Below are 17400 nucleotides of genomic sequence, written 5' to 3' on the forward strand. Positions count from 1 at the left end.
GATAAAGATTGATTTTCATGCTACATAAAATTTTTGAAAGCATGAAAATTAGTACAAGAAGAGCATTGGTTTTGAATCAGGATTATAGTCCGATTACAGTGTGTAGCATTCCAAAAGCCTTTCTGCTACTTTATTTGCAAAAAGCTGAATTGATTGAAAAAACTGATGATTTAAAACTACGATCAGTAGATAAATCCTATCCTTTTCCCTCGGTAATACGTCTTATCAATTATGTAACTATGCCTTATAAAGGTGTAATGTTAACTCGTCAGAACGTGTTCAAAAGAGATGGTCATGAATGTCAATATTGTGGCACCTCTAAAGATTTAACCCTAGACCATTTAATTCCAAGATCGAAAGGAGGTAAATCTAAATGGACGAATCTGGTAACAGCATGTAAAAGATGTAATACCAGAAAGGGTAATAGTACGCCAGAAGAAAGTGATATGAAATTGAAAAGAATGCCTTTTAAGCCTAATTATGTGATGTTTATTAGAGATTTTTCTGGAAATATTGATGAAAAGTGGATGCCCTTTTTGAAAACCAAACAGTTAAGTGCATAAAAAAAACCGCTCTTTTTAAAGAACGGTTTTTAATAAAGTGAATAGTTGGTTTAGATTATTATCTCAAAAATAATAATTCTCTGTATTTAGCCAATGGCCAAAGCTCATCATCCACATATAATTCTAATTTATCTGCAGCATATCTGATTTTATCAAAATAAGCTTCTTTTACCTCATCACAGTATTTGATAGCTCTTTCGTTGATATCGTCTATTTTATTAAGCTCTTTTCTTTTTTCGATCATTTCATGAACTAAGCTTCTTAAGTCTTTAGTATATCCGCTGATTAATTCAATATTTTTCAATATTTCTGAATTGTCTAACTTAAGTGTACTCAAGTTTTTAGCATTTTGAGCTAATGTGTTTTGATATTTTACTGCTGTAGGGATAATTTGATTTAAAGCAATGTCACCCATTAAACGAGATTCGATCTGGATTTTCATCATGTAGTTCTCCAAATAAATTTCGTTTCTAGCCTCTAACTCTTCAGGAGTCATTACATTATGCTTTGAGAAAAGCTTTTTAGTTTCTTCTTTTACAAATGATTGTAGTGCTCTTGGAGTATTTTTAATATTAGGCAATCCTCTTTTCTCTGCTTCTTTTTCCCATTCTTCAGAGTAACCATCACCTTCGAATCTTACTTTCTTAGATTCTTTAATGTAATCTCTTAATATATTTACGATAGCAATTTTCTTATCAGTTCCTTTATCCATTTCAGCTTTCACGGCCGCATAGAAGTCGTTTAATTGTTCAGCAACAATTAAGTTAAGGATTGACATAGGTTGTGCAACATTTTGATCAGAACCCACCGCTCTGAACTCAAATTTGTTACCAGTAAATGCAAATGGAGAGGTTCTGTTTCTATCTGTATTATCAAGGATAATTTGAGGAATTTTATCAATGCCCAATTTCATGTACATATTTTCCCCTTTGTCAATCTTGATGTTCCCTTTTTCTTCTAACTCATCTAATACAGCAGTTAACTGAGAACCAATGAAAACAGACATTACTGCTGGTGGCGCTTCATTAGCACCTAATCTGTGGTCATTACTTGCTGAAGCAATAGAAGCTCTTAAAAGCTCGCCACGATCAGCAACTGCTTTAATAGTGTTCACTAAGAAAACTAAGAATAATAAGTTTTCTCTTGCGCTATTGCTTGGCTGGAATAAATTAACACCTGTATTTGTGATTAGTGACCAGTTGTTGTGTTTACCGCTACCATTTAACCCTGCGAAAGGCTTTTCATGGAATAATATTTGTAAGTTATGTCTTTCGGCTACACGTCTCATAACATCCATCATCAAGCTATTATGATCTGTTGCTACGTTTATATCTTCGAAAAGAGGAGCTGCTTCAAATTGGCTAGGGGCCACTTCATTGTGACGAGTTGAAATTGGAATTCCTAGTTTTAAGCATTCAATTTCAAAGTCTTTCATGTAGTTATATATTCTACTTGGGATAGAACCAAAATAGTGATCATCTAACTGTTGCCCTCTAGCTGGGTTATGACCAAATAATGTTCTTCCTGACATTACTAAGTCTGGTCTTGAATTGAATAAGGCCTTATCTACAACAAAGTACTCTTGTTCACATCCTAATGATGCATTTACCTTGTTTACGTTTCTATCGAATAATTGAACCACCTTAGTAGCTGCTTTATCTACAGCTTCAACGGCTTTTAAAAGAGGAGCTTTATGGTCTAAAGCCTCACCAGTATAGGCTACAAAAATGGTAGGAATACATAATGTTCTGCCCCAAACAAACATAGGAGATGAAGGATCCCATGCAGTATACCCTCTAGCTTCGAAAGTAGTTCTTAAACCACCATTAGGAAATGATGATGCATCTGGTTCTTGTTGTACAAGCATAGAACCTGCAAAAACTTCAATTTTCTTTTGTGCGTTGAAAAATGAATCATGTTTTTCAGCAGTTGAACCTGTTAATGGCTGGAACCAGTGTGTATAGTGAGTCACACCTTTTGAAATTGCCCATGATTTTGCTGCAGAAGCAATTTGATCTGCAGTATCCATATCAATTTTCTTACCCTTGTCTATAGCCTCACTGACTTTTTTGAAAACGTCAGGAGCTAATGTTGCTTTCATTTCGTCAAGAGTGAATACATCCTGTGCAAAATAGTCAGATATTTTGTTGGAAGGAGCCTCGATTCTTTCTGTTGTTCTTCTGGAAACGATATCAAGGGCATTAAATCTTAAATGAGCCATTTTTATGATTTTTGGTTTAAATTCAATGCAAATTTAATTAAAAATATGTAGAATTAATTATTTGAGGTTGCAGAATATTTATGATTTTCTGAAAAATATGATAAAAACATATTTTTAGGTTAAAAAATAGAGGTAATTACGTAGCTTGTTCAGTAATCTTCAATTTTTAATCCTCGATAAGATATATTTAATTGAAAATCTGCTATTTCTGTTAAAATTAACCCTCACATTTTATAATTGTTAAATATTTATTCACTAAGTAAGGCTATAGTTAAAAAAGATTTACATTCACAGATATAAAGCTTAACTTTGCACCTCATTTTGCAAAATCAAGAGCATGAATAAAAAAGTTGCTTTTTATACGCTAGGCTGTAAGTTGAATTTTTCAGAGACCTCTTCCATATCAAGAATGTTTGAAGACAGAGGTTATGAAAAAGTGGAGTTTCAAGCCAATCCTGATATATTTATTATCAATACTTGTTCTGTAACAGAAAACGCAGACAAGAAATGTAAAAAGGTGGTAAAGGAAGCAAAGAAGATAAATCCTGATGCTTTTATTACCATAATTGGCTGTTATGCTCAGCTTAAGCCAAAAGAAATATCTGAAATAAAAGGTGTTGATGCCGTTTTAGGTGCTGCAGAAAAATTTCAATTGATAGATAAACTAGATGGTTTTACTAAAAAGGATAAACCTCAAGTAATAGCTTCTGATATAAAGGAGGCGAAAAGCTTTAATAATGCTTTCTCAATTAATGATAGAACCAGAACTTTTCTTAAAGTTCAGGATGGATGTAATTATCACTGTGCTTTCTGTACTATTCCATTGGCAAGAGGGAAAAGTAGAAGCGATAGTATTGAAAATATTATAGAAAGTGCTAAGAAAATTGCTCAGGAAGAAGTAAAGGAGATTGTATTAACAGGTGTGAATACTGGTGATTTTGGTATTCAGGATGGAAAGCGAAAAGAAAGGTTTGTAGATTTAGTAAAAGAGCTAGATGAGGTGGAGGGGATTGAAAGATTTAGAATTTCGAGTATTGAACCCAATCTCCTTACAAATGAGATTATTGAATTTGTAAGCCAATCAAAAAGATTTGTTCCTCATTTTCATGTTCCGTTGCAAAGTGGTAGCAATAAAATATTAAGAAAAATGAGAAGAAGGTATCTTCGTGAGCTATACGAAGACAGGGTAGCTAAAATCAAGCAATTAATGCCAAACTGTTGCATAGGAGTAGATGTAATTGTGGGCTTCCCTGGTGAAAGTGATGATGATTTCTTAGATACTTATCACTTCTTAAAAGATTTACCTATTTCTTATTTGCATGTATTTACCTATTCGGAAAGAGCCAATACAGATGCCCCTGAAATGGATGGTGTAGTTCCGATGGAAATAAGAAATGAACGTTCTAAAATGCTTAGAAGTCTTTCAGAAAAGAAAAAGAGAGCTTTTTATGAAGAAAATGTGGGTAGGGAAGAGGTCGTTTTATTTGAAAAAGATATTCACGATGGTTTGATGGAAGGCTTTACTGATAATTATGTTAGGGTAGTGGCCAAATATGATCCGATATTGATTAATGAATTGAAGAAAGTAAAACTGACTTCAATTAATGAACAAGGATTAATGGAAATTGATGAAGTTGAAACGGAGGTTTTAACTCATTGAAAATAAATGGGATGCAGTTTCTGCATCCCTTCTTTAAAATCTTAAATGATTTTTAAAATCAATTAATTCTTCTTTTAAGCTTTTTGTATTTTCTGGAATTTCGATGTATTCACTAAGTTTAGTCTCCGGGTTAACCAGAAGTTCTCTCAGCTTTAGGTGCTGATTTATAAAAGTAAATTCCATTTCAGGATAAATTTCTTTCAAAGCATCTACAATATCTAGTACTTGTAAATTGCGATCAACCACATTATAAAATCCCGAAGGGATCCCCTTACTCATGCTTACTTGCTTGATGATATCACTAACCTTTTGAATAGAAATGAAAGGTCTGTGTTGTTTACCATCTCCATTAATGGCAATTCTTTTATTAAAGTTTGCGTCAAACATGAAACGGTTTATCACCGCATCAAAACGGACTGCATTAGCATACCCGTAAACATTACCTAATCTTAATATTTGAGTATTGATTTTATCGGAAAGTCGAGCAACGTGTTCCTCTCCTCTCAATTTTGATATTCCATAAATGGTTCTAGGATTGGCTGGATGATCTTCATTTACCATATCGTTTGATGAACCGAATACAGAAATACTACTCGCAAAAATAAATTGTTGAACATTTGATTCTTCTACGGCATAAACTAGTTCAGCTGTGCCCCAATGGTTACTTTGCTCAAAATAATGAGGATCAGCATCGGCAAAGGGAGTTGTTACTTTTGCAGCTAAATGAATTACAGTATCTATACCATTTAAAGCTTTAGAGAGCTTTCGAGTATCCAATAATTCTCCTTGGATAAATTCTATTTTTTCGTGCTTTGGTAATTTGCTACCTAGAAAGAAATGGTAATTGTTTCTACTGAGGTTGTCGTAAATAACAATTTTATTGATTTTCTCATCTGGAAGAAGTTGTTCAATTAAGGCTGAACCTATATAGCCAGCTCCACCCGTAATTAATATGTTCATAGGATTGATGTTTCTTTTGCAAGTTGCAAAAGTAAGTGATTAATGATTGTTGTAAAAATTAGAATACTGAAAATACTCTTTTAAATTTTATAAACTTCCTTGGTTTAAATATGAATAAACGGATATGTTATTGTGATAATTTTACATTTTTTATTTTGTTTTTAGAATCGTATAAAATATTTTAGTTGAAAAATCAACAAACCAAAACCTAAAATTATGTTATTGAATAAGAATTCATATGTTATACATTCTCGTATTTCACATGCTAAATTGACTTTTAAAGAATTAGAAGTTTTATCTCTTTGTAAAAAAGGTTTAAGCTGTCAGGAAATCAGCGACCTTCTTTTCATTAGCTTAGAAACCGTCAAAACTCATAGAAAAAGGATTATTAAAAAACTTGGTTTAAGAGGAAAGCAAGAGTTTAGACAATTTATCATCGAATTACTTAAAGAAGATTTAATAAGGGAATTTTCAATATCACCCTAAAATCACCCTTTGGGGTGATTCATTTTAAATTTTTGGTTTCCAAATTTAATCTGTGATCACAATAAATAAATTTTCTAAACTAAAATTCAAAAATTATGATTCAGAAATTCAAAAATTCAGTCTTGGCTTCAGTAGCAGCAGCTGCTATGCTGTTTGTAGTAAGCGTAAATGCTGAAGCAACAGAAGTATCAACTGTTGATTCTGTAGAAAATTATGAAATTGCTAAATGTACAGTAAAAGATCCCGGTGGTTTTTATGCAACTGGAAATTGCCGAGCCGTAATGAAACATTACCAGCAATGGAAATCTATGCAATAAATTAAATTAAAATCCAGGCTTCAAAGAGCCTGGGTTTTCTTATTAAATAACTCAACTATCGTATGACCTCTAAATATTTGATATGAAAAGCTTAAAAATGACCCTCCTTTTTATTTTGCTTTATTTTCCGTTCAATTATTTGCTGATAGCTCAGGAATTTAACGGACTTGCAAAATATAAAGTAAGATTAGCCGAAGATAAGTTCGACTTCGATGCTTCACTTTTCTTTAATGAGAAATTTTCCAAATTTATTTATAAAGAAAATGACAAAAAGAAATGGGTTGTTGACTCCGATGATCCTATGGGCCCTATACAAGTAGTCTACACTGATAACCAAGGATATATAGTATGGAGATCGATTTTGGACCCTAATATGTATGTAAGAGAATTTTGCGGCTCCGAAAGACCAGAGGTCTATTTGGATCCAATAAAATTTGATTGGACCTTGGTTAACGAAGAGAAAGAGGTTGCTGGTCTATCCTGTCAAAAAGCTACAACCTCTTTTCGTGGCAGAGAATATACAGTTTGGTATACGACCTCTATACCCATAAGTGTTGGTCCTTGGAAATTTAATGGATTACCTGGCCTGATTGTAAGTGTAACAGACAATAAAAATGAAGTGCATATTAGATTAGTTGATTTGAATTTATCCGCTTCAATAACTGATCTATCTAATCCGTTTCAAAACACTACTATTACTAGAGAGAAATTTATAGAATGCTTAGATTCTGAATATGAAAAATATTACCGAAGAAATCAGGCGATAATAGCGCAGTTGCAGGCCCAAGCTCAGGCTGACGGAGATGATATAGAGATTTCAGATGGTGGTTTAAGCAAAGAAAGAAAGAGTACAGAACTCAACTAGCGGACTATGAGGAAGTTCCTGATTATCCAAATGATCATGAATTTGATCATCGTCCTTTCAGTCTTTTCTCAAGAGCCAATATCTGATCCTGAAAATACTATTACTTTAAAAGGGCGAGTCCTTTCTGAAGACTCTAGCGCAGTTGATTTTGCTTACGTGATAGCGCAGGAAGTTGTGAGTGGAAAAGTATGTAATTATACCTTTAGTTCTGATAAAGGATATTTTTCTCTGGATTTGGTCTCAAAAAATGATAGCGTAGTATTGACCTTTTCCAGACTAGGATATGTTAAAAAGGAGCTTACGGTACATAGTAATAATGACTCATTATTAGTTGTTCTTTCGATGGATTCATCAAATTTCTTGAAGGAGGTCAAAGTTATACCGGATGTAATAACCTCATCTGAGGATAGCGATACAATTTCTTATTTTGCTAATTCCTTCATCGATGGCACTGAAAGTAATGTTGAAGATTTGTTAGAGAAAATGCCTGGATTTTCGATAAATAATGAAACAGGTGAAATTAAATATCAGGGTAAAACTATAAAGAAAATTCTCCTTGATGGAGATGATTTGACGGGCACAAATTATAAAGTTATAAGTAAAAACTTGTCTGCTGATCTAATAGAAGAAATAGAAGTGCTTAAAAATTTTTCTGATCTAAGATTACTTAAGGGTATTAAAAAGTCAGAAGATGTAGCAATAAATCTAAAAATAAAAGATGAACTAAAATCACCTTTTTTCGGGAATGCAAAACTTGGAGGTGGTACAAATAGTCGCTACTCGGGAGATGCTGATATATTATCCTATAATAAAGCCATGAAGCTATACTTTATTGCTTCAGCAAATAATACTGGATATGATTTAGAGAGCTATGATTTGGAAACTTATATGGATATCAATATGGCGGAATATAAAGGTTTCTTTGGATCTAGTGAAATTTTAGAAGGACGTTTGGAGGCTCCGCCATTTTTTCCAGAGGATAAATTTACATTCCACCAAGGTCAATTTTTATCTAATACTATGTTGGTAAATCTATCCGAGCGTTCGAGTCTTAGATCTACTTCAACTTTCTATAATAATGACATAAATTTTAATTTTAGAGATTCAATTAACTATCTGATTGATGAGGAAAATTTCTTCATTTTTGAGCAGGAAAGGCTTCAAAATATAAAACCATTAGAATTTTTTCAGGGTATAGAATATACTTCTCAATTATCCAAAAAAGAAGACCTAAAAGCAAAAATTCAATTTCGAAAAAGTATTGAAGATATTTCTTCCATAAATCTTAATAGCTTCAATACAATTGAAGATCAGATGTTGGTTCAGAAAGATTTATTGTATTCTAATGTGAGTTATCAACGTCAATTAAATTCTAAATGGGTTTTTACTACAGAAGTTGAAGGGAATTTTGATAATCTGACTGAGGAAATATCGATACAAAATGATCAACTTGACATCGTAGATTCTTCACTACAACAAAAATCAAGTCAGGCATTATATAATGTAGGAGCAACCTCATCTTTTATTGGACTACTAAAAAATAACTGGCAAACAAATTTGTCTGTTTCCTTTATTCACTCATCATCTCAAATAGACATTGGTGATGGTCAAGATTTTTTCTATCCGAGTTCAGAGCTAACAGTAAATAATTCTTCTGTTGAAACTGAAATCCTTAAGCGGTTTAAGAACCATAAAGTTTTTTTTAGACCAAAATTCAAAAACTTAAATTATACAAAAGATGGATCAAATTATTCTAATTTTTTGGTAGAACCTCAAATCGGGGCAGTTTTCAAGGATAAGTTTTTTCAAAATTTAAATGCTGAAATGAAAGTTTTGGGTCATAGAGAATTCAATTTACTAGAGCCTACTCAATTACTATCCACGAGTTTATTAATTGATAATAGAACTACAGCAACTTATCAAGCTGAGGTCGAAGATTTAGTCAAAAGGGATGTAATAGCTGCTAATATTGCTTTAAGTGATATGAATAATACTTTCATCAGCGGAAGTCTTGAGGCTGGATTAGTCAGAGCAGAAAATGAATTATTTAGTAGAATATCCTTTGAAGATGAAATTGTTTCAATCGAATATTCTCAGGCAGATAATGTTGAGCAATCCTTTTTTTCTTCCTCTTTAGATAAATATTGGCCATCAATTAAAAGTACGTTTAAATTCATTTATGAATATAAAACGAGTAGTACTCCATTGGTAATCGAAGATATTGAAGCCTCTAGTATTCTTTCCCAAAAAGCCTTAAGCTTTACCTCTGGATCATCACTAACCTCTTCTATTAATTTAAGCTTAGGTGTTAAATACAATTCAATTCTGAATATTTGGGGAGAGCGTGATGTACGAATGACTTACAATAATTATAATTCGAAATTAAATTTAAAATTTTTGCCTAGAACCTTATTTTCTTTTGAATTTATGTCTTTACATTTTCAAAATCTGCAAGATGGGTTTAATCCAATATTGAATAGTTTAGTTAGAACTGAATCAGAAAATGGTAAATTTACGTTTGAGCTAAGAGCAAATAACATTCTCAATAACAATAATCTTGCTGTCAACAATATCGAGTTGACTAGTTTTTCAGCTAATATCTTTCCTTTGATGAATAATTTCTATCTTTTTTCAATTAAATATAGCTTTTGAAATAATCTTTGATCCAAAAAATGGGTTTAATTGAGTCCATTTAGATTATATATATGGGCTAGTATCAATTTAGTTAATTTATATTATGAAGGCTATGATGCTTGCTAGCTTATTATAGGTTAGGTAGAGATAAAGTAAAGGTTGTACCTTTTCCATAGGTACTTATGAAGGTTATGGTTCCACTTAATTGCTCTACTAAAGTTTTCACTATTGATAAGCCTAAGCCAGTACTGCTTTCTCCAGCAGTTGGCTTATTACTCATTTTTTGAAATTTCTGGAATAATTTATCCTTTTCTTCCTCTCTAATCCCAATTCCTTGATCCTCAATCTCGATTTTAATATCACTATTTTTATTAGAAACTTTAATGAAAATTGATTTATTATGGTGGGTAAATTTTATGGCATTAGAAACCAGATTATTCATGATGCGATGAAGTTTTTTCACATCTGTCTTAAACTTTTTTGCCTCAGTTGATATATCACATATTAGATTCACTTTTTTTAGACGTGCATTATCCTCATGTAAATGAATTACTTCCTCAAAAAAATAATCAATATTGATCTCTTCAATTTCTAAATCAGGTTGACTTTCAATTTTATATAATTGAAGTAAGTCTTCAATTAACTGAAGACCTTGTTGGTTAGATTTTTGAAGTTTACTAATATAATTTTCTACTTGAGGATTTAATGAATCATCCATTTTAATAAGGTTGATCAAGCCATTATTATTATTTAAAGGTGACTTTAAATCATGAGCTAAAACGTGAGTTAAACCATTTTTTTCATCATTTATTCGCTTCAATTCTTCATTTTTTTGAATCAAATCAGAATTTTTTGTATTTAATTCTTCAGTTCTTTCATTCACCGTTTTTTCTAAAAGGGAATTGTAGGATTTTAATTCTTCACTGAGCTCTAAGTTTTTCACATAGGTATTGTTTTGACGATTTGCTAAGATTATAACATGACTAAAGAGATAAAAGAAAACACCCAATGCAAAAACAGTTTCACTCACTAGTTGAGAGTGATGAATTAAGATTTCTACCATGGTAGCTGCAAAAAGTAGTAAGAAGCCGATTAATGCGATTAGGATTTCTTTATTCTTTCCACAACAAGCTTTTAATAGAAAATATAATATTCCAAATGATACTATAACGGTTATTGTCTGCATAATCGGTACTAAGAAAGAGGAATAGTAAATCGGAGAAAAAACCGTAATTACTGAAGCAACAATACCTACCACATATGTAATGCTTGATAACTTATTAGGGATATTTTCAGGGAATAAATAGTAAATAAAGCGAACTGTAAATGCTAATAATAAATAGAAACTGATAAGTTCTACTCGAGTGCTCAACCACCATGGGAAATGCAAATATTCTATTAAAATATATTCATTTACGCTTAAGGTTCTCAGGATTGTAAATAAACATACTAATATGAAGTATGTATTCATTTTGCTGCGTGTTCTGAAAAGATTGGCACCTAAATGATATAGTCCCATAAAGAATATAGATCCAATTAGGAAAAAAGCTAGTACAATATTTTGACCTTTCTCCTCAATTAAGTTAATGTAGCTGCTAATTTTTGGAGCCATGGTCATACCGCCTTTTCTGTAATGGTAATTAGATACTTGAATGATAATTTCCAATGTATCTGCTTTAGGAAGCGGATAAATTTTGGTTTGATAATTAGATTCTGCCTCTTCTTTTGATTTACCTACCTTGCCAACTCCACCTAATACAATATCATTAACTATAATTTTATAATTAGTACTGATTATATTACCATTTATGGCTAATTGATTTACATTTTGATCAGGAATTACTTTAGTGTAGTAGGTGGCAAAACCGGTGGAAGGAAAATCTATTCCTTTTTGATCAATATTTGACCAGCTATGTGGAATACCAACATATATTGCTGAATCGATATTAGCCATTTGTTTTGCCGATAATAATTTTCCAAATTCAATTTGCCAATTTCCAGTTAATGAAATAACATTTTCATTCAATTTGGAATCTCTTAAATCAAAAACAGCATTCTGTGCTATCAATGAAAAAGATAGAATGAATGTTAGAATAAAAATGGAAAAAAACCTATTGGCCATGCTATATCTTATTACTAAGTAAATTTACCTAAATGCAAAATTACTTATTGAAACAGAGAATCAAGATCACATTTTAGGACAAACAGTACAAGATAAAGAAATAGTCCAATATTGCTGATATAATGGTGAATAGCTTAAATTATTGTAAGTATAAATAAATCATGTATGCATATATTATAGATTAATACAATATATTTTTATTTAAAACCAATGATTTATTAGATGAGCCTTTATTATATCATAATAGGGGAGATGTTTTAATATAGAATGGTATTAGTAAGTTGAATAAAAAAATTGGTTAAAATCATCCAAAAGCCTTTGAAATATTATGCATACATAATAAAAATCACTTCAAACTAAATTTTTAAACTTAGATAAGTTATAATTTGAGTTCAGGGTTATTGTAATTTTAGCCTGTTTATATATTATTTAATCAGGTCAGTGTGTAAACCACATTCAGTTTTATTCATGCCATACCATCTGCTTTCTCTTTCCTGCATATCAAGATCAAACTTTCTGGTGCAAGGCTCACACCCAATGCTGAAATATCCTTTTGCTTCTAAAGGGTGATTAGGTAAATGATTTGCTTTGCGATAATCATGGATCATTTTAGAATTCCAATCTAACATTGGATGTAAACGAGTACTTCCATGTGGGGCAGCTTGTTCAACTTTCATGGAGGAACGTGTTTTACTTTGATCAGCTCTTACCCCATTAATCCAAATGTCATGCTTCATTAAAATGGCATCCATTGGTTGTGTTTTGTTTAAATAGCAGCAATAATCCGGATCAGAAGTGAAAAACATTTTTCCATCAGCATCCCTTTGCATGTTCTTAGGAGTAAGTGGTTTCAAATCGACTAGATTAGTAAGCCCAAAATCATTCATGATTTTATCACGAAAAGCCACTGTTTCAGGAAAATGATAGCCGGTGTTGATAAAGTAAACTGGAATATCAGCATCAATTTCACTTAGCATATGTAATAATACTAAGCTATGTGATTGAAAAGAAGATGTTGTGAAATATTTCTTCCCATCTTTCTGAAATTGGTTGAGTTTTTTATCCAGTTCTTTAAAAGTCATGTTTAAGTATTTGGTTGTAAGTAGTAGGTTGTAAGTATAAACTTATATCTATGGACTTAAAACCTACTACTATTTAAACTTTACGATATCGTACTTCCAGGATTCACTTTATTTCCTGGTTGCACAAACTGCAAATTTCCTTCTGCATCTTCGGCCATTAACACCATACCTTCAGAAACTTCTCCCATCATAGGGCGTGGTGCTAAGTTTACCAATACAGTTACTTGCTTTCCTTCTACTTCTTCAGGAGTAAAATGTTTTGCAATACCGCTTAAAATGGTTCTTGTATCTAAGCCAGTGTCAATAGTTAGTTTTAAAAGTTTGTTAGATTTTTTAATCTTTTCTGCCTTTACTACAGTGCCAACACGCATATCCATTTTCATGAAATCATCAAATTTGATTTCATCTTTTATTGGAGCTACTTCTATATCCTTATCAGTCATTTTATTTTCTTTTTTGGAGTTTTCAAGTTTTTGAACTTGCTTTTCAACTACCTCATCTTCTATCTTTTCAAAAAGTAATTCTGCTTTATTGATCGTGTGATTTGCTTCCAATAAATCAATACTACCTGCTAAATCCCAGGCAAAAGCTTCGATATTAAGCATTTTCCTCAATTTTTCAGCAGTGAAGGGTAAAAATGGTTCACACACTATACTTAGATTAGCCGCAATCTGTAGGGCAATATTCATGATGGTTTTTACACGCTCAGGATTTTCCTTTTGTAGCTTCCAAGGTTCAGTTTCCGCTAAATATTTATTTCCTAGTCTGGCAAATTCCATCATTGCACTTAAAGCCTCTCTGAATTTGTAGTTTGTTATCTTTTCTTCAATAACATCAGGGAAACTTTTCAATTCATTTATCACCTCATGATCGTAATCAAAAAGTTCATTTCTTGCAGGTACTTTACCTTCGTAGTATTTGTGTGTAAGGACTACTGCACGGTTGATGAAGTTTCCAAAAATCCCTACTAGCTCACTGTTATTTCTTGTTTGGAAATCTTTCCAAGTGAATTCATTGTCTTTGGTTTCTGGTAGTGTTGCGGCTAATGCATAACGTAAAACATCTTCCTTGCCCGGGAATTCTTCAATGTATTCATGAAGCCAAACCGCCCAGTTTCTACTAGTTGAAAGTTTATCTCCTTCGAGATTTAAGAATTCATTCGCAGGGACATTTTCAGGAAGAATATAGTCTCCGTGCGCATGTAGAATGACTGGAAATATTATACAATGGAATACAATATTATCTTTTCCTATGAAATGGATTAAAGTAGAATTGTCTTCTGGGTTTTCCTGTTTTTTCCAGTATTTCTCCCAATCAGTTCCATTTTCTTCTGCCCACTGTTGTGTTGAAGAAATATATCCTATTGGAGCATCCAACCAAACATATAGCTTTTTACCTTCAGCACCTTTTAAGGGAACATCAACACCCCAATCTAAATCTCTGGTCATTGCTCTTGGCCTCAAACCTTCTTTCAACCATGAACTGCATTGACCATAAACATTAGGTTTCCATTTTCCTTTTTTACCCTCAATCAACCATTTTTCCATCCATTCCTGGTATTTGTCAAGTGGTAAAAACCAATGTTTAGTAGTTTTTAATTCTGGAGTCTTACCACTTAAGGTAGATATGGGATTTATTAAGTCAGTTGGATTTAAAGAGCTTCCACATTTTTCACATTGATCACCGTAGGCTCCATCATTACCACATTTTGGGCATGTTCCAGTTATATATCGGTCTGCTAAAAACTGTTTGAAATCTTCATCATAATATTGCTCACTTTCTTTTTCTACAAACTCACCATTTTCATAGAGTTTTAAGAAAAATTCTTGAGAAAGCTTGTGATGATTTTCCGCTGAGGTACGGTGATACATATCAAAGTTAATACCTAATTTTTTAAAGGTATTTTTATTGAGCTCATGATATTTATCTATGATTTCATTAGGCGTAATCCCCTCTTTCTTTGCTCTTATTGTTATAGCTGCACCATGTTCATCGCTACCACATATGTAAACAACATCCTTATTTCTCAATTTTAAATACCGTACAAAAATGTCTGAAGGTAAATATGCACCCGCTATATGGCCAATATGTAGAGGGCCATTCGCATAGGGTAAGGCCGCAGTTACAGTATATCTATTATTAAGTTTTTGCATTACGATAATTTTGCTGCAAATATAGGAAGAATATAAGGAGAACTATATTTCAACTTATTAATTTGGTTTATTTTTACCTACTATATTTACTATATCTAAATCAAAAGTCAAAATTGGGAATAGGCAGAATTTGTCCAGAAGAACCACTATCGCTTTACATAAAAGAGATTTATCATGCTTCCTTCACAAATGAAGATAGAATACCTGTTTTGGATGATTGTTGTCACGATTTGGTGCTTTTTAGAGAAGCAGACGCTCGTTTATATTGTGCTGAATTTACAGAAGGCATAGATATCAATCATCACATATTTAGCATTTCTAATATTTCTCCTCCCTTTTCAATTGAGTTTCCTAAATCTTTAAATTTTATTACCGTAAAATTCCAGCCATGGTGTAATAAATTGTTTTTTGGTGGAAAATGGAAACCTGGAATAAATGATGTTTCTCAACACTTTAAGCCGATTTTTAAAACAAACGATGCTAGTGAATTTTTTGAAATGGACGATCCATTTGAAGTAATGCAGCTGAAGCTAAAAGATTATATTAAGACCTTTAATTTGAGCGATAAACTGAGATTATTAAAGCAAATTATTGAATTAATCTATCAGCACTCAGGGCAATTAAAAGTAAATGATATAGAAAAAAGATTTGATCTAAGCAGACAGTATTTAAATAAATTATTTAAAGAAGAAGTTCAATACTCCATTAAGCATTTCATTGGAATGGTTAGAGTAATGAATGCAGTAAAAACCCAACTTCACAATCCTAAGATTTCCATGACGAAATTAGCCTATGAAGTGGGATATTATGACCAAGCTCATTTTGTTAGAGATTTTCAGAAGGTGGCAGGAATGTCACCCAAAAAGTTCTTTAATCTCAATGGAGCTTTTTTTAAAAGGCATAAGGTATAAACTATTAATCAACTAAAACGCCTTCCCATCTTACCCCTTGAAAATCCATCAGGGCAATAGGATTACCATTTGCATCAGTAGTGAAAACAAACGACTCTTTACTTTTCGGATCCCAGAAAAAAGTAGAATCATTTTCAGGAATTAGTTCGCCTGCAAAATTTCCTTTTTGATAGCCATTCAGTTGATCTTCTTCCAATTTTACTTCTATAACGATATGACCCGCATCTATGAAATCATAAGTGCCTACATATTTTTCTAATATTGATGATGGAACTTCAATAGCTTTTCTGTTCACTTCCTTTGGTATTTCCACTTCATCTCCATTCATTATTGCGATCAGATCTTTCGTAAGTCTTGAAAAAGGAATGTTGTCATAATTGGCTAAGAATATAATTTTATATCCTTTTTGTAAATCTGTATAAACCCATGCTCTTTTACCTTTGGTTCCTCCGGCATGAGTGATGATGTTATCTTCAGCTAACTCATTATAGAGCCTATGTTCTGTAATGAAGTCAAGAAATTTTTTCATGTCTTCCACCGTTGAAAAAGTATGTCCTTGTTGCATATCAGATTCATTTTCCCCTACAAATTGAATAGAATCATTCTTTTCAGTATGTCCAAAAGCATATTTATTTAATTGACCTTTGGGATCTAAATAATGGCTGCCGGAATTTTTCATTTTAAGAGGATCGAAAAAATTATTTCTTAAATAGTCTGCGTAGGTTCCCCCATTTACGTCACCAATAATCTTATATAGAAGTTGAAAGCCTGAATTTGAATATCGGGTATCAGTGCCAGGTTCAAATTCTAATTTTTCTTGCTTAATTAATTCCACAACTTCTTCTGGAGATAATTCAGCAGTATTTCCATCGAAATTGGAGAGTTCTCGACCTAAACCTGACTGATGATGCATCAAATGACTTATTGTAATTTCATCCCCTCTAGGAAAGTCCGGAAAAAAGTCAGAAAGCTTTTGATCAAATGCTAATTTTCCTTCATGTTCTAGTTTTACTAGGGAAGCTTTTGCAAATAGTTTTGCTATAGATCGAAGGTCAAATTGATGCTGCACACTTATTTTTAAAGTAGGAATTTCCGCTTCTATATTGTATGCCTTTGAGAAAACATGGCCTGCACTGTCTTCAACTAAAAGTACACCGTTAAACTGCTTTAGTTGAGTCAGTGCAGTCATATATTGATTTAGTAATTCAAAACCTTGCTCTTGACCTTTTAGAGATAAATTTGATTGCTTTTTAATTGAATCACACCCCACTAAAACAATATTTGTAACTGTAAGTAGAACTAAAAATTTAATTTTCATACTTTGTGCTTTTTACAAAATTGGGGATAGGCTGGGATAAAAAATTGTAAAAATGGAAAGTGCTGAAAATATATTGGAGATAAATAGAATAAAGACAGTATTTTTCTT

The 17400-nt window shown here is 32.2% G+C and carries 13 protein-coding genes; 7 read left to right on the forward strand and 6 right to left on the reverse strand.

The features are described from left to right. Positions 1-41: 41 nt before the first annotated feature. Positions 42-563 carry an HNH endonuclease gene (locus QYS48_RS12870; protein ID WP_308356261.1) on the forward strand — a complete coding sequence of 174 codons (522 nt, stop codon included), beginning with the start codon at positions 42-44 and terminating at the stop codon, positions 561-563. Positions 564-621: 58 nt separating this feature from the next. On the opposite strand, the gene QYS48_RS12875 is transcribed toward QYS48_RS12870, so the two are convergent. Further along, positions 622-2784: a glutamine synthetase III gene (locus QYS48_RS12875; protein ID WP_308356262.1), complete on the reverse strand. Its 2163-nt coding sequence runs from the start codon at positions 2782-2784 to the stop codon at positions 622-624. Between the two features lie 337 nt (positions 2785-3121). Here QYS48_RS12875 and mtaB point away from each other — a divergent pair, with 337 nt between their 5' ends. After that, complete coding sequence (mtaB, locus tag QYS48_RS12880) at positions 3122-4444, forward strand: tRNA (N(6)-L-threonylcarbamoyladenosine(37)-C(2))-methylthiotransferase MtaB (protein WP_308356263.1); 1323 nt, start codon at positions 3122-3124, stop codon at positions 4442-4444. A 33-nt stretch (positions 4445-4477) separates the two neighbouring features. Here the strand turns inward: mtaB and QYS48_RS12885 are convergent, their stop codons facing one another. Further along, positions 4478-5404, reverse strand: a complete 927-nt coding sequence (locus QYS48_RS12885) for an SDR family oxidoreductase (protein ID WP_308356264.1) — start codon at positions 5402-5404, stop codon at positions 4478-4480. Positions 5405-5620: 216 nt separating this feature from the next. On the opposite strand from QYS48_RS12885, the gene QYS48_RS12890 reads away from it, so the two are divergent. The 4 genes from QYS48_RS12890 (at position 5621) to QYS48_RS12905 (ending at position 9724) form a co-directional block, all read left to right on the forward strand. Then, positions 5621-5890, forward strand: coding sequence for a helix-turn-helix transcriptional regulator (locus QYS48_RS12890; protein ID WP_308356265.1), 270 nt, complete (start codon positions 5621-5623; stop codon positions 5888-5890). A gap of 95 nt (positions 5891-5985) precedes the next feature. Beyond that, positions 5986-6207 (forward strand): hypothetical protein, encoded by a 222-nt coding sequence (locus tag QYS48_RS12895; protein ID WP_302101345.1) that lies wholly within the window; start codon positions 5986-5988, stop codon positions 6205-6207. 82 nt (positions 6208-6289) lie between these two features. Further along, positions 6290-7072, forward strand: a complete 783-nt coding sequence (locus QYS48_RS12900) for a GLPGLI family protein (RefSeq protein ID WP_308356266.1) — start codon at positions 6290-6292, stop codon at positions 7070-7072. A gap of 6 nt (positions 7073-7078) precedes the next feature. After that, complete coding sequence (locus QYS48_RS12905) at positions 7079-9724, forward strand: hypothetical protein (protein ID WP_308356267.1); 2646 nt, start codon at positions 7079-7081, stop codon at positions 9722-9724. A 112-nt stretch (positions 9725-9836) separates the two neighbouring features. Here the strand turns inward: QYS48_RS12905 and QYS48_RS12910 are convergent, their stop codons facing one another. From QYS48_RS12910 to metG, 3 genes are all read right to left on the reverse strand, one after another. After that, entirely contained in the window at positions 9837-11828 is a 1992-nt protein-coding gene (locus QYS48_RS12910) for a sensor histidine kinase (RefSeq protein WP_308356268.1), read from the reverse strand. A gap of 425 nt (positions 11829-12253) precedes the next feature. Continuing rightward, complete coding sequence (locus tag QYS48_RS12915) at positions 12254-12910, reverse strand: phosphoadenylyl-sulfate reductase (RefSeq protein WP_308356269.1); 657 nt, start codon at positions 12908-12910, stop codon at positions 12254-12256. 80 nt (positions 12911-12990) lie between these two features. After that, positions 12991-15063, reverse strand: coding sequence for a methionine--tRNA ligase (gene metG / locus QYS48_RS12920; RefSeq protein WP_308356270.1), 2073 nt, complete (start codon positions 15061-15063; stop codon positions 12991-12993). 113 nt (positions 15064-15176) lie between these two features. On the opposite strand from metG, the gene QYS48_RS12925 reads away from it, so the two are divergent. Next, positions 15177-15974, forward strand: coding sequence for an AraC family transcriptional regulator (locus QYS48_RS12925; RefSeq protein ID WP_302101334.1), 798 nt, complete (start codon positions 15177-15179; stop codon positions 15972-15974). 4 nt (positions 15975-15978) lie between these two features. Here the strand turns inward: QYS48_RS12925 and QYS48_RS12930 are convergent, their stop codons facing one another. After that, positions 15979-17292, reverse strand: coding sequence for a serine hydrolase (locus tag QYS48_RS12930; protein ID WP_308356271.1), 1314 nt, complete (start codon positions 17290-17292; stop codon positions 15979-15981). Between the last annotated feature and the right edge of the window lie 108 nt (positions 17293-17400).

The sequence above is a fragment of the Marivirga arenosa genome (genome assembly GCF_030503895.2).
Lineage (GTDB): Bacteria > Bacteroidota > Bacteroidia > Cytophagales > Cyclobacteriaceae > Marivirga > Marivirga arenosa.